The sequence below is a fragment of the Bacillus sp. AK124 genome (genome assembly GCF_053903085.1).
On record NZ_CP096378.1, the window covers coordinates 2,603,843 to 2,616,856 of the forward strand.

Annotated in this window: 14 protein-coding genes and 1 other annotated feature; all 14 genes read right to left on the bottom strand. The window is 47.8% G+C overall.

What is annotated here, in order from left to right:
* Positions 1 to 129 precede the first annotated feature (129 nt).
* The 14 genes from pyrP to M1E06_RS13075 all read right to left on the bottom strand — a co-directional run bounded on the left by pyrP (position 130) and on the right by M1E06_RS13075 (position 12,751).
* Positions 130 to 1,434: a uracil permease PyrP gene (pyrP, locus tag M1E06_RS13010; RefSeq protein ID WP_020451325.1), complete on the bottom strand. Its 1,305-nt coding sequence runs from the start codon at positions 1,432 to 1,434 to the stop codon at positions 130 to 132.
* 193 nt (positions 1,435 to 1,627) lie between these two features.
* Positions 1,628 to 2,176 carry a bifunctional pyr operon transcriptional regulator/uracil phosphoribosyltransferase PyrR gene (pyrR, locus tag M1E06_RS13015; protein WP_020451324.1) on the bottom strand — a complete coding sequence of 183 codons (549 nt, stop codon included), beginning with the start codon at positions 2,174 to 2,176 and terminating at the stop codon, positions 1,628 to 1,630.
* A 176-nt stretch (positions 2,177 to 2,352) separates the two neighbouring features.
* Positions 2,353 to 3,267, bottom strand: a complete 915-nt coding sequence (locus M1E06_RS13020; protein WP_020451323.1) for an RluA family pseudouridine synthase — start codon at positions 3,265 to 3,267, stop codon at positions 2,353 to 2,355.
* Position 3,268: 1 nt separating this feature from the next.
* A complete protein-coding gene (gene lspA, locus M1E06_RS13025) occupies positions 3,269 to 3,730 on the bottom strand; it encodes a signal peptidase II (RefSeq protein WP_041817442.1) in 462 nt (153 codons plus the stop codon).
* Between the two features lie 122 nt (positions 3,731 to 3,852).
* Positions 3,853 to 4,218, bottom strand: a complete 366-nt coding sequence (locus M1E06_RS13030; RefSeq protein WP_023857244.1) for a TraR/DksA family transcriptional regulator — start codon at positions 4,216 to 4,218, stop codon at positions 3,853 to 3,855.
* Between the two features lie 223 nt (positions 4,219 to 4,441).
* Positions 4,442 to 7,210 carry an isoleucine--tRNA ligase gene (gene ileS / locus M1E06_RS13035; protein WP_048350284.1) on the bottom strand — a complete coding sequence of 923 codons (2,769 nt, stop codon included), beginning with the start codon at positions 7,208 to 7,210 and terminating at the stop codon, positions 4,442 to 4,444.
* A 51-nt stretch (positions 7,211 to 7,261) separates the two neighbouring features.
* Positions 7,262 to 7,491, bottom strand: a binding site (T-box leader).
* 62 nt (positions 7,492 to 7,553) lie between these two features.
* Positions 7,554 to 8,048 carry a DivIVA domain-containing protein gene (locus tag M1E06_RS13040; RefSeq protein ID WP_020451319.1) on the bottom strand — a complete coding sequence of 165 codons (495 nt, stop codon included), beginning with the start codon at positions 8,046 to 8,048 and terminating at the stop codon, positions 7,554 to 7,556.
* Between the two features lie 96 nt (positions 8,049 to 8,144).
* Positions 8,145 to 8,921 carry a YlmH family RNA-binding protein gene (locus M1E06_RS13045; RefSeq protein WP_020451318.1) on the bottom strand — a complete coding sequence of 259 codons (777 nt, stop codon included), beginning with the start codon at positions 8,919 to 8,921 and terminating at the stop codon, positions 8,145 to 8,147.
* Positions 8,922 to 9,055: 134 nt separating this feature from the next.
* Positions 9,056 to 9,322, bottom strand: a complete 267-nt coding sequence (locus M1E06_RS13050; protein ID WP_025811370.1) for a YggT family protein — start codon at positions 9,320 to 9,322, stop codon at positions 9,056 to 9,058.
* A gap of 10 nt (positions 9,323 to 9,332) precedes the next feature.
* Complete coding sequence (gene sepF, locus M1E06_RS13055) at positions 9,333 to 9,785, bottom strand: cell division protein SepF (protein ID WP_003181594.1); 453 nt, start codon at positions 9,783 to 9,785, stop codon at positions 9,333 to 9,335.
* On the bottom strand, positions 9,782 to 10,477 hold the full coding sequence (locus M1E06_RS13060; RefSeq protein ID WP_020451316.1) for a YggS family pyridoxal phosphate-dependent enzyme: 696 nt from the start codon (positions 10,475 to 10,477) through the stop codon (positions 9,782 to 9,784). Before M1E06_RS13060 ends, sepF begins: the two co-directional genes overlap by 4 nt.
* A 7-nt stretch (positions 10,478 to 10,484) precedes the next feature.
* Positions 10,485 to 11,324 carry a peptidoglycan editing factor PgeF gene (pgeF, locus tag M1E06_RS13065; RefSeq protein WP_020451315.1) on the bottom strand — a complete coding sequence of 280 codons (840 nt, stop codon included), beginning with the start codon at positions 11,322 to 11,324 and terminating at the stop codon, positions 10,485 to 10,487.
* Positions 11,325 to 11,546: 222 nt separating this feature from the next.
* Positions 11,547 to 11,780 carry a YlmC/YmxH family sporulation protein gene (locus M1E06_RS13070; RefSeq protein ID WP_011197962.1) on the bottom strand — a complete coding sequence of 78 codons (234 nt, stop codon included), beginning with the start codon at positions 11,778 to 11,780 and terminating at the stop codon, positions 11,547 to 11,549.
* 83 nt (positions 11,781 to 11,863) lie between these two features.
* Positions 11,864 to 12,751 (bottom strand): putative RNA methyltransferase, encoded by an 888-nt coding sequence (locus M1E06_RS13075; RefSeq protein WP_020451314.1) that lies wholly within the window; start codon positions 12,749 to 12,751, stop codon positions 11,864 to 11,866.
* Positions 12,752 to 13,014 lie beyond the last annotated feature (263 nt).

Genomic DNA, 13,014 nt, shown 5'->3' on the forward strand with positions numbered 1-13,014 from the left:
GGCTTTAATTTCCTGTGAAAAAACCCCAAGCCACAACGGCTTGGGGTACAGTGAACCAGAGAATGCGCTTTTTTGCACTTCTCTCTCCGTAACCCTTTCAAGCCTCTCTGGACTTCATTTAAAAGGTTTTTAAATATGCTCTTCTATTTCAATCCCGTCCTGATCTCCCTTTGATTCAGGCAGGACAAGGTTTAAAATCACTCCGACGATCGCTGCAAGCGCCATGCTTGACAGCTCGAACCCTGAGATTTTGATAAATGCGCCGCCCACTCCGATGACGAGAATGACGGATGAGATGATCAGGTTTCGCTTATTTTCCAAGTCAATTTTGTTATCAATCAGCATGCGCAGTCCGCTTGATGCGATGATACCGAACAGCAGGAAGGAAACGCCTCCCATGACTGCAGAAGGGACAGAGCTGATCAGGGCCGAAATTTTGCCGATAAACCCGAAGCACAGTGCAATAACAGCCGCTCCGCCGATGACAAATACGCTGAATACTCTTGTGATGGCGAGTACGCCGATGTTTTCTCCGTAGGTCGTTGTCGGCGGTCCGCCGATGCATGATGCCAGCATCGTTGCGACACTGTCGCCGAAAATCGAGCGGTGAAGCCCGGGCTTCTTAATGAAATCCTGACCGACGACTTTGCTTAATACCATTTGGTGGCCGATATGTTCTGACATTGTCACGAAAGCAACGGGCACCATGGCGATTCCAATTCCGACAGCCGCCGCGCTCGGCGTATAGTCGACAAACGGAATGACGAAATCTGGAACAGCAAACCATTTGGCGTCAAGGACCATCTGGAAGTCGACGATGCCTTGGGTCAGGGCGAACAAGTATCCGCCGATAATTCCGATCAAGACAGGAATCAGGCTGAAAAATCCTCTTAAGAAAATCGCGCAGATTATGGTGAGCGCGAGTGTGAATCCTGCAACGCCAAAATGTTTGGCGCTGTAGACGAGCACTTTTGCTCCCGAATCTTCATACATGGCCATATTGACAGCCGTGCTTGCCAGCCCGAGTCCGATGACGATAATGACCGGACCGACGACAACAGGCGGCAGGAGCCTCATCAGCCAGTCCGTTCCCAGCTGCTGGATGAGCAGGGCGATCAGCCCGTAGGCGATGCCTGCCATAAATGCGCCGATCATGGCCGCCCCAGGGCCTCCGGCGGCTTTTGCTGCGATAATCGGGGCAATAAATGCAAAGGATGAACCTAAGTAAGCCGGGATCTGTCCTTTTGTAATCAAGAGATATGCAAGCGTTCCTAGCCCGCTCGTTATAAGGGCCACGCCTGGGCTTAAGCCTACAAGCTTTGGCACGAGGATCGTCGCTCCGAACATGGCAAACAGATGCTGCAGGCTGAAAGTTATCCAATTCAAAGGTTTTGGTACTTCTCTGACACCAAGGTTCACTTTTTTCTGACTCATATTTTTTCCTCCTGATGGTTGACTCACTGTCTTTGATGTCTTTATATCCTGAAAAGATTGTGCCCATTAAAAAAGCCTCTTTGCTTAAATTGCGCAAAGAGGCAGACAAAGATCCGCCGCATGGTGAGGCGGCATCTTTCGTTCTATCCCTCTTTGCAAACTCACTGGAATGCATTTAAAAAAGGATTGTCATTCACTTTTTATAAATCGCCGCAAGGTCGCGTCCGTCAACTTCTTCCAATTGAACCATGACCTTTTCGGTTTTCGATGTCGGGATGTTTTTCCCGATATAGTCGGCTCTGATCGGCAGCTCTCTGTGGCCGCGGTCGACAAGCACCGCGAGCTGGATGGATGAAGGCCGCCCGACATCGACGAGCGCATCCATGGCCGCTCTGACTGTCCGTCCCGTGTAAAGCACATCATCGACGACGATCACCTTTTGATCGGTGATGTCCGCCGGAATGTCCGCTCCTTTGACAAGCGGCTCTTCATTAGACGTTTTTTTGGAGAGATCATCCCTGTAAAGGGTAATGTCGAGCTCTCCTACGGTGACTTTGTTTCCTTCGATTTGCTCAATCCGTTCGGCAAGCCGTTTGGCCAGATAGATGCCTCTCGTTTTGATTCCGACAAGGATACAGTTGTTCATTCCTTTGTTTCGTTCAATCATTTCGTGGGCGATTCTTGTCAGCGCCCTTCTGATCGCCTGTTCGTCAAGCACAACAGCCTTTTCTTGTTCCTGCATGGCCAGCACCCCGCATCTTTTAAAGGATAAAACAAAAACCCCTTCTGCATAAAGGCAGAGAGGGGTCTTGAAACGAATTCATTGATTCGCTTGTCCGGTATCCTTCTCAGCCTCTCTGGACTGTGTTAAAGAATCTGATTTAACTGCATTTATTATTTCAAAAAAGAAAACGTCTGTCAACGTTTATTTCGAATTTTGTCGAGGAGATTTTTCATGTCATCAGGCAGAGGCGCCTCAAATTCAACATATTCTCCGGTACGCGGATGGTCAAATCCCAATACGCCCGCATGCAGCACCTGGCCGTTGAAATCGACCGTCTTTTTCGGGCCGTATTTCGGATCTCCCGCCAGAGGAAAACCGATATATTTCATATGCACGCGAATTTGATGGGTTCGCCCCGTTTCAAGCTGGCATTCAACAACAGTGAAATCGTCGAACCGTTCGATCACTTCAAAATGAGTGACGGCATGCTTTCCATTTTCCCTTGTGACCGTCATACTCTGCCTGTCTTTTTTATCCCTGCCGATCGGCGCGTCGATCGTCCCGTGGTCATGCGGGATGACGCCGTGGACAAGCGCGGTGTATTTTCTCGTCACCGTTTTGTTGACAAGCTGATTCACGAGCGATTCATGCGCCATGTCGTTTTTGGCAACCATCAACAGACCTGAAGTGTCCTTATCAATCCGGTGGACGATGCCCGGCCTCATCACGCCGTTGATGCCTGACAGATCGTCACAATGCGCCATCAAACCGTTGACAAGCGTCCCCGTCAGATGGCCGGGAGCCGGATGAACCACCATTCCGCGCGGCTTGTTGACGACAAGAACGTCCTGATCCTCATAATAAATATCAAGATCCATCGGTTCAGCCATGACATCAAGCGGTTCCGGTTCTGGAACATGGACTGACACCGCATCCCCATCCTGAACTTTATAATTGGCTTTGACCGCATTTCCGTTAACCAGCACGCGGTCTTCTTTAATCCACTGCTGCACCTGAGTCCGCGACCAATCCGCTTCAACTGCGGTCAAGTACTTGTCAATCCGTTCACCTTTATGTTCTTCATGAACGGTCATATCATAATGCTCCATGTTACAGCTCCTTCTTCTTCTTTCCGTCTAACAGCATTTGTATAAATAAGAGCAGGACACCGACGCATAAAGATGAATCGGCAATGTTGAAAATCGGATAATGATAATTGACGATCGTCACGTGTATAAAATCGACAACTTCTTGCCTGAACACGCGGTCGATAAAATTGCCGACAGCACCGCCAAGCATCAATCCGAGAGCGGTTCCGAGCAGGATTTGTCCTTTGGCATGTTTTTGAATGTAGTAAACAATGCCGATGATAACCGCCGTGGTAATGATGTAAAAAAACCACATCTGTCCGGCCAAAATGCCCCATGCTGCGCCTGTATTTCTGTGCGACGTAATTTGAAAGAAACCGTCGATGACGAGAATGCTTTCACCGTACTCCATTTTGCTGACGACCAGCCATTTTGTAAATTGATCGATACCGATAATGAGCACTGCAATTATGTAATAAGGCACAAACCGTTCCTCCAGTTTCTGTTTCTCTTCATTTAAGCATTTTAACAAGAAAAAGAAAAGGAGTAAAGGAATATTCATTGACATCCTGCAAGAGGGCAAAAGCCCTCCCCTCTTGCAGAATGTTATGAGTAGAGCGCCCGGTTGAACGTCTCATCCGTCTCAGCCCAAATAGGAAGCGTCTTTTTTTCAAACTGGGCATGATATAAAAAATCGTTCGCGGTGCGCGCCGTCGGCAGAATAGCCATTTTTTCCAGCGGAATTGCCTGATTCGTTTCTTCGCAAATGCCGTATGTTCCGTTTTCGATTTTTGAAAGGGCCAAAAGCACGTCCTGAAGCTCTTCTTTGACATGATACATAAGTGTAACCTGCTGATACGAATTGATGCCTTGAGAATCCTGCTGAAAAAAGGAGTATTCAAAAAGCCTTGCTTCCAGTTCTTCCTTCATTTGAAGAAGTTCGGTATGAATTGCCGCCAGCTGATCGTTCACGCCTACATCAACTCCTGCTCTTATCGTTTGTGACCTTAGTGTTACCGACAAAGCCGGTATCCAAGCCCAAAAGATTTTTCCTGACGTACAAAACGATGTCAGCAATGGCATCCTTTCTCCGGACTTTCCCAGGATGTGCGTTCAGACAGGACGCCTGGGCAGGCCTGATAAGGTTTGGCGGCATATTAAAAGCGGTTCGGAAAAACTCCGAACCGCTTCGTGGTTAATTTTGATAATACGTCTTCACAATTCCGGCACAGCGAGGGCAAAGCTCCGGATGATCGGCATCCTGGCCGATTTCTTTGGAAACCATGCGACACCGCTCACAAGTTTCGCCTTCTGCCTGAGCAACGACGATTTTTCCTGTGTCAAACGTCTGCGCACCTTCAGGCGCTTCGGCTTCCGTTCCGCCGATGAGAAGCTCTGACACGATGAACAGCTGTTTGACGTCTTCCTTGATCGAAGAAAGCAGCGCTTTTGCTTCTTCATTTGGATACAGCGTCAAGCTCGCAACCGAAGATTTTCCGATGATCTTTTCATTACGCGCTGTTTCAAGCGCTTTAAGAACATCGCCGCGAAGCTTCATGAAGCTGTCGAACTTCTCTTCCGTCTCTTTTGCATTTGGAATGTCTCTTGTTTCCGGCATATCGGTAAGCTGCACGCTTTTTTCCGATACGAATGTGAAGTGGCTCCACATTTCGTCAGCAGTATGCGGCAGGATCGGCGCGATCAGCTTGACAAGCCCGAGCAACGTTTCGTAAAAAACGGTCTGCATGCTGCGGCGGTCTTTATGATCGGCGTGTTCAATATAAACGACGTCTTTGGCAAAATCCATATAGAATGAGCTGAGCTCGATCGCGCAGAAGTTGTGGACAGCATGGTAAATGACCGCAAAATCATATTCTTCATATGCTTTTTTGACTTTTTCAATAAGGCTGTTCAGCTTGATCAAAATGTACTGATCGACTTCGCGAAGTTCTTCCACAGCGATTGCATCTTTCGCCGGGTCAAAATCAGCAATGTTGCCGTGAAGAAAACGGAACGTGTTGCGGATCTTCCGGTACACTTCTGCGACTTGCTTTAAGATCGCGTCAGATACGCGGACATCTGCTTGATAGTCGACAGATGCGACCCACAGTCTTAAAATATCGGCCCCGAACTGATTCATGATTTTTGCCGGAACAACGACATTGCCGAGTGATTTGCTCATCTTGCGGCCTTCTCCGTCAAGGGCAAAACCGTGTGACAGCACGCCTTTATATGGTGCTTTACCCGTTACGGCAACGGCTGTCGAAATCGATGAGTTAAACCAGCCGCGGTATTGGTCAGATCCTTCCAGATACAAGTCCGCAGGTCTTACAAGATCATCGCGCTCTTCCAGTACGGCCTGATGTGACGAACCTGAATCAAACCAGACATCCATGATGTCCTGTTCCTTTGTGAACTTGCCGTTCGGACTTCCCGGATGCGTAAAGCCTTCCGGAAGCAGTTCATTCGCTTCTTTTTCAAACCAAATGTTCGAACCGTGCTCCCTGAATAGTTCAGAAACGTGGTCGATCGTTTCATCCGTGATGATCGGCTCCCCATTTTCGGCATAAAATACCGGAATCGGCACGCCCCATGCGCGCTGTCTTGAGATACACCAGTCACCGCGGTCGCGGATCATATTGTAGAGGCGCGTTTCGCCCCATTCAGGCACCCATTTTGTTTCTTTCACCGCGTCAAGAAGCTCGTCTCTAAAGTCTTTGATAGAAGCGAACCATTGGGAGGTCGCGCGGAAAATGGTCGGTTTTTTCGTTCTCCAGTCGTGCGGATAGGAGTGGGTGATGAAATCGAGCTTCAGCAAAGCGCCTTTTTCTTCGAGCTGTTCTGTAATCGGTTTGTTGGCCTGATCGTAAAACAGTCCTTCAAAACCAGGGGCTTCGCTCGTCATATGTCCTTTTTCATCAACCGGGCAAAGCACGTCAAGTCCGTATTTCTGACCGATGATAAAGTCGTCTTCACCGTGTCCCGGAGCAGTATGAACACAGCCTGTACCGGCATCTGTAGTTACGTGTTCACCGAGCATAACAAGAGAATCTCTGCTGTATAAAGGATGAACCGCGACGATATGTTCCAGGTCTTTTCCTTTAACAGTTTGAACGACTTCATGATCTTCAAAGCCGATCGCTTTTGCCACGCTTTCAATCAATGCGCTTGCCATCACATAGCGCGCGCCTCCGGCAGCAACGACGCTGTACTCCAATTCAGGGTGTACGGCGATGCCGAGATTGGCCGGGATCGTCCACGGCGTTGTCGTCCAAATGACGATTTTTTCGCCGTTTGTTAATACACCTTTTCCATCTTTCACATCGAATGCAACATAGATAGACGGCGAGCGTTTATCATGGTATTCGATTTCAGCTTCAGCCAGAGCGGATTCGCTTGAAGGGGACCAGTAAACCGGCTTCTTCCCTTTGTAAATATAGCCTTTTTTCGCCATTTCGCCGAATACTTTAATTTGCTGCGCTTCAAACTCCGGCTTAAGGGTCACGTATGGGTTTTCCCAATCTCCTCTGACACCGAGGCGCTTAAATTGCGTTTTTTGTCCTTCGATTTGCTGCCATGCGTATTCTTCGCAAAGCTTGCGGAATTCGGCTACCGTCATTTCTTTGCGCTTCACTTTTTTGTTTTTCGTGAGCGCTGTTTCAATCGGCAGGCCGTGTGTATCCCAGCCCGGAACATACGGTGCATGATAGCCGCTCATCGATCTCGAACGGACGATGAAGTCCTTCAGTACTTTGTTGAGCGCATGGCCCATATGAATATCGCCGTTCGCATACGGAGGTCCGTCATGAAGCACGAACATCGGCCGGCCTTCGGTTCGTTTCTGAACGAGGCTGTAAATGTCCATATCTTCCCATTTCCCCTGGATTTCAGGTTCACGGTTCGGCAGGTTTCCTCTCATCGGAAAATCTGTTTTCGGCATTAAGAGCGTATCTTTATAATCCATTACCATTCCTCCAAAACATCTTTTCTAAAACAAAAAAAGCCTTTTCATCCCATAAGGGACGAGAAGGCTTTGATCTCGCGGTACCACCCTTTTAGACAAGCCGATTCGGCTTATCCGCTCAAACATCGTAACGTGATGGGACGTCCTTTCCTACTGGACGGTTCAGAAAGGAAACTTGAGGGCTGATTCACAACGATTCCAACAATCCCGGGCTTACACCGCCCCCGGGTCGCTTTCATTGTTTTCAGAAATCAATGTCTGTCCCTCTCAAACGTTTTTCACTCAATTTATGAACGTATTATATGCGAACGGATGACGATATGTCAAGAACGCAAATGAAATTCTATTCTTTTTCATCCATGACGGCGTCTACTTCGTATTCAAGCAAATGATCCCAGTCGTCGTTTTTCAACAGGTCAAGCTGCGCTTCGATCAGCATTTGGAAACGGGTTCTGAACACTTTTGACTGCTTTTTCAGCTCTTCGATTTCCATCGCGATCTTTCTCGATTTTGAAAGAGATTCATTAATGATCCGGTCAGCGTTTTTCTCAGCTTCACGAATGATGAGCTTCGCTTCTTTCTCGGAATTGCGCTTTACGTCTTCTGCTGCTTCCTGTGCGACAAGGATCGATTTATTCAACGTCTCTTCGATCGTCGAAAAATGGCCGAGACGCTCGTCAAGCTCGTTCACCTTTGATTCAAGCTCATTTTTTTTGCGCAGAATGATCTCATAATCCTTTCTCACCTGGGCCAGGAACTCGTTCACTTCATCTTCGTCATAGCCGCGGAACGCTTTTGTAAATGTTTTATTATGAATGTCATTTGGCGTCAAAGGCATGCTGCCCACCTCCATTATTTTTCTTTATGTACACTTGTCCTAGTCAACATTATAAAGCAAAATTCGACCGGGCGGAGAAAAAACTGTTAAAACGCGTCATTTTTGTTTTTCAAACGTCAATCTCCATTTGCCCTTCTTCGTTTTGCCGTCAATGTTTTTCATCCTGAACCGGCCAAACCCCCGGATCGAAATCATATCCCCTTCCGCCAGTTCATATGAAGGGTCTTCAATGACTTTCCAGTTCACTTTCACGAGGCCATTTTTCACGAGAACCTGTGCTTTTTGCCGGGATTGCCTGCTCATTGCCGAGCAAATCGCATCAAGCCTCAAAGATGAAACCGTATCATCCCTTATTTCGACATCCTGCTCCGGTACTTTAAGCTTAGAAAGCGGAATTTTTTCAAGGGAAACTTTCACCTTGCCGATTTGTGTCAGCTGGGTGAAAACAAAATCAGCGACTTCTTCCGAACAGATAAACTGCCATGTCCCGTCCGAAAAGATCAGGTCGCCGAACTTTTGGCGCCTCAATCCGATGCCCATCAATGAGCCGAGAAGCTCGCGATGCTCGATGGAGGCGAATTTTTGCGGATAGATGACTTCCCAGCCCTGAAGCTGAAAATCTTCGGCAGACGGCTCGGCATATTCAGGGAATAGTAAAGCCCTCTTTCGTTCGGCCTCAGGGAAGCCCCCGAAAAATTCAAGCCTCACTTCGTCCGACTGACCGATGACAGATTGCAGGATCACCTGTTCCCGCGGGTCCAAAAAATCGGTCAGCTTCATCCGGTACTGTTCCGCCACGATTCTTTTCCACTCAAGAGCCTGGTCGATAAACGGCTCTTCGTCTTTTCTGAAATGCTGGTAAATATCGCTCATTGTCTTTCCTTTCTATGTAAAGAGGCCTGGCCTACAGCCAAGCCCGATACTCGGCCCGCAAAGATTGAAGGCACGCTCCTGAACCACGGCGCCGCTGCCTGCGGTAAGTCTTACGGGAGATCGGCATAATGTCTTTAAAAAGCGCCGAGCATTCTGAAAACCGCAAGAAGCCCTGCATCTGCGAACCGCAGGATGAAAATCGCCACGAGCGGAGAAATATCAATCATCCCGAGCGGAGGAATAATCCTTCTGAACGGTTCGAGATAAGGCTCGCAAAGTGAAGCAAGCACCCGGCCGAATGAAGACTCCCTTGCATTAGGCACCCAAGACATAAAAATGTAAATAATGAGCGCAAACGAATAGACGGTTATAAGCGTGCTTAAAATTTGATAAAGTAGGATCATCTGCGATTTACCACCTCTGATGTTCTTCTTCTATGAGCTCGGAAATCGTGCCGGAGACATCGACGTTTTCAGGCGTGCATAAAAAGATGTCCGCTCCGATCCGCTGAATATCGCCGCCGAGAGCATATACAGTTCCGCTCAAGAAATCAACGATTCTTTTCGCCTGATCGTGCTGAATGCGCTGCAGGTTCACGACGACGGCGCGCCGGTTTTTGATATGGTCTGCGATTTCCTGGGCTTCCGCGTACACCCGAGGCTCACTTAACACTACTTTAGAAGATTTCTGAACGCTTTGCAAACTTACGACATTCTGCTTCCCAGCCGCTTTAGACTGGTAGGCGGTTCTGTCTTTCGATTCATGCTCTTCAGGGATTTCCTCCCTGTCTGTTTCAATGTACTCGTATTCGTATTCCTCATCATCCAAGGAAAAAAAGTTTTTAAATTTGTTTTTCAAACTCATGATTGTCCACCTCCAGTTTCATTTCCGACTAAGGAAGATCCGATTCTGACGAATGTCGCGCCTTCCTCGACTGCGATCGTATAGTCGTTAGACATCCCCATCGAAAGCTCGCTGCACGGGGCGTTCCATTGACCGAGCCCGCGAACCTCGTCGCGCAGCTCTCTCAGCAAGCGAAAACAGCTTCTGATTGCCGTCTCGTCATCCGTAAAAGGAGCCATCGTCATTAATCCCGCAATCCGGATGTTTTCATATGCAGACAGTTTTTTTACAAAAGAAAGAACCTCTTCTTTTGCCATACCGTGTTTTGAAGATTCAAGAGATGTGTTGACCTGAACAAAACAGTCAATCGGTTTTTTTGCCCTCTTCTGAATCTCGTCGGCCAATGAAAGCCTGTCTAAAGAATGGATATATGAGACATGATCGATGATTGCTTTTACCTTTCTCGTCTGCAGGGTTCCGATAAAATGCCATACCGGTTCGCTGTCTTTCAGAGCGTCGAGCTTGTGAAGCAGTCCGGTATCGCGGTTTTCTCCCAAATGTCTGATTCCTGCATCAAGCGCTGCCTGCGCCCGTTCCGGGGAAACATATTTCGTGACAGCGATGACGGATATTTCGTCGGGCGTTCTTCCCGCTTTGATACACGCTTCGTTGATCCTGTCATTTATATGTCGTAAATTGCTTTTCACATCCACCTGTAAGCTATACCTCCTTTAATCCGATGAAGGACATCATCCGTCCGGTTTTTCCCCGGTCTCTCCGATGGGAGAAAAACAGTGAATGCTCGCAGCTCGTACAAAGGGAACTCACCTTGATCTGGCCGTTTGGAATTCCGGCGTGTACAAGCAGCTGCCTGTTCACTTCTTTTAATTCGAGACGGTACTCCCCTTCTTTTATCGTCAAAAAGGCTTTGTCTTCTTGCTGAAGAGGAAGATTCCTGATTTTGTCTATTACATGATCGTCGACAGTGTAGCAGCACGAGCCGATCGCAGGCCCGATCACGGCGTGGATGTCTGCGGGATTTGATCCTTCCCGGCTGACCCACGTGTCAACCATGCTGGCTGCGATCCCGAGCGCGGTGCCTTTCCAGCCCGCGTGAGCGATTCCGGCCAGCGAGCGGACCGGATCGTAAAAATAAACAGGAACGCAGTCGGCAAAGCAAAGCGCCAAAAACAGGTTTGGCCTGTCTGTATAAAGTCCGTCCGTAGCCTTCAGCGCCGTATCGTATCGGAAAGCGCCGCTGGCGCGATCGCTATCCGTCACTTTTTGAATCCGGTCTTCATGCGTCTGATCGGCAAATACCCAGTCGTGCAGATCGGTTTTTAAGTTGTCGGCAATCTGTTTTCTGTTATTGATGACATGCTGTTCATGATCCTGAACGTGCAGCCCTGTATTCAGTGAGTGAAAAGGCGGTTCGCTTTCTCCGCCGTTTTTTGTCGTAAATCCGGCTGTGACGGCTCCGCCGGTTTCCGCCGTCTGATTCCATTCCTCAATCAAAAGCATTGACGGAGCATCAAGACGAAAGGGGTTATATGTATTCATGGTGATCAGCCTTTCGACAAACATCGTAGTCTTTCATCATATCGCTCCTATTTTAACACATCTTGATGCATTCGTTTAGTTTCGTTTCAAAAAACTAAACGAAATGTATTGTTTGCAACATTTATCGCCGTTTTTGCAGACGGTCTCACCGTATACAATAATGTTGAAAAAGCAGGCGGATAAGGGCCCGCCGATTGATCAGGCATCATCTCATATGCTTGATCAGCTTAAACGCACAAGAATCACATCTTCTCCAATTTTAACAATATTTCGCCACGGAATGACGATTTCCTCTTCTTTTCCGAAAAATCCGAAAACTTTCCCCGTTCCTCCGATGACAATCGCCTGTATTTTGCCTGTCGTTACATTAATATCGATATCGCCGATGCTGCCGAGCTTTTTCCCGTTTGATACGTTAACGACATCTTTTATCTGGAAATCAGAAATGTTCATCATGTCCACCGCACGCCTCCTCTGATCAAATGTCCTTTTAGATTATATGAAAGGCAGTCCTTTATTTAGACTGCCTTTTCAGTGGTTTATTTCGTTTTTTTCCTGCCGGCTAAAATGTCGAGATGGACGGTCGTAACAGCGGATTCTTTCTTTAAAAAGGCATTGATCCGCTCCTTTTCTGCGCGCCATGATAATGGCGTCATCTTGATGAGCGGCGCGAGAAGGCTTTGGTCTAAACGTTTGCTGTAGGCGATCTCCGTTCTGTCGATCAGATCGAAATGAGACGAGAACCGCTCAGCCGCATCCTCGCTCGTATAGGCTTGTTTGTCCAAGCCGTCATACAAAAATCCCCGCAGTTCTTTCAGATAGCCGCTTTTCGGAATCACTTTCAAAACGATGCCGTCATCCGATAACAGCCGCTCGAATTCCGCGTAATTAGAAGGCGACAATATATTGAGGATCGCGTCGAATGAACGATTCCGAAACGGCGCGGCAGCCAGATCGGCGACACACCAGATCGCCTCTCTTTCTTGCTTAGTCGCAGACACAATCCCGGCTTTCGCCAAATCAAGCCCGACGCCAAGGACAGGCGATCCGGAACGCATTTGAAGCTTTTCAACGATCCGCGCCAAATGCGAACCTTCCCCGCAGCCGGCATCGAGGATGCTGACAAAGTTGCAAAACGGGAGGCCTGCTTGTTCGAGACGATCTGTCAAAGCGCCGCTAAGCGGTTCAAAAAAGCCGCGGGCGGCTAACATTCTTCTCGCTTCAAATAATTCTTTATCATATTTAACAGAAGGAGCATGCGTTGTGACATTGACATATCCCCCTCTTGCGATATCAAACGTATGTCCGTTTTTACAGATCAGGCTTTTTAAATCGGTGACCGCCATATTCGTTGCGCATATCGGGCACTGAAACATCGTTTCATGCCTTTTCATGAGCGATGCTCTTTTTAATTTTTTATTCATCATTGTTACACCTCATTCATTCACATTTAGATCAATGAAAAAGGCATAGACAAATAAACCCGCACCTTCGGCATTTTTTAAAGACGAAGGTGTGGATGGTTTAAGCGTTTGTCTATACCTTTCATTATCTGTAGCGAATGAATTGAATGATCATAATGATGAACCCCTCTTTAACATGACGTTCTCTATTATCTTACCAGCTTTTTTAAGAGGATGAAAGCTGAAAAAGAGCCTCCAAACAAGGAGGCTGCCAAAGAACCAGCCGT

Excerpts from the sequence above, each read along its gene's own strand:
- pyrP (WP_020451325.1), bottom strand. The coding sequence starts at position 1,434 with ATGAGTCAGAAAAAAGTGAACCTTGGTGTCAGAGAAGTACCAAAACCT.
- pyrR (WP_020451324.1), bottom strand. The coding sequence starts at position 2,176 with ATGCAGGAACAAGAAAAGGCTGTTGTGCTTGACGAACAGGCGATCAGA.
- M1E06_RS13020 (WP_020451323.1), bottom strand. The coding sequence starts at position 3,267 with ATGGAGCATTATGATATGACCGTTCATGAAGAACATAAAGGTGAACGG.
- ileS (WP_048350284.1), bottom strand. The coding sequence starts at position 7,210 with ATGGATTATAAAGATACGCTCTTAATGCCGAAAACAGATTTTCCGATG.
- M1E06_RS13040 (WP_020451319.1), bottom strand. The coding sequence starts at position 8,048 with ATGCCTTTGACGCCAAATGACATTCATAATAAAACATTTACAAAAGCG.
- M1E06_RS13045 (WP_020451318.1), bottom strand. The coding sequence starts at position 8,921 with ATGAGCGATATTTACCAGCATTTCAGAAAAGACGAAGAGCCGTTTATC.
- sepF (WP_003181594.1), bottom strand. The coding sequence starts at position 9,785 with ATGAGTTTGAAAAACAAATTTAAAAACTTTTTTTCCTTGGATGATGAG.
- pgeF (WP_020451315.1), bottom strand. The coding sequence starts at position 11,324 with ATGAATACATATAACCCCTTTCGTCTTGATGCTCCGTCAATGCTTTTG.
- M1E06_RS13070 (WP_011197962.1), bottom strand. The coding sequence starts at position 11,780 with ATGATGAACATTTCTGATTTCCAGATAAAAGATGTCGTTAACGTATCA.
- M1E06_RS13075 (WP_020451314.1), bottom strand. The coding sequence starts at position 12,751 with ATGATGAATAAAAAATTAAAAAGAGCATCGCTCATGAAAAGGCATGAA.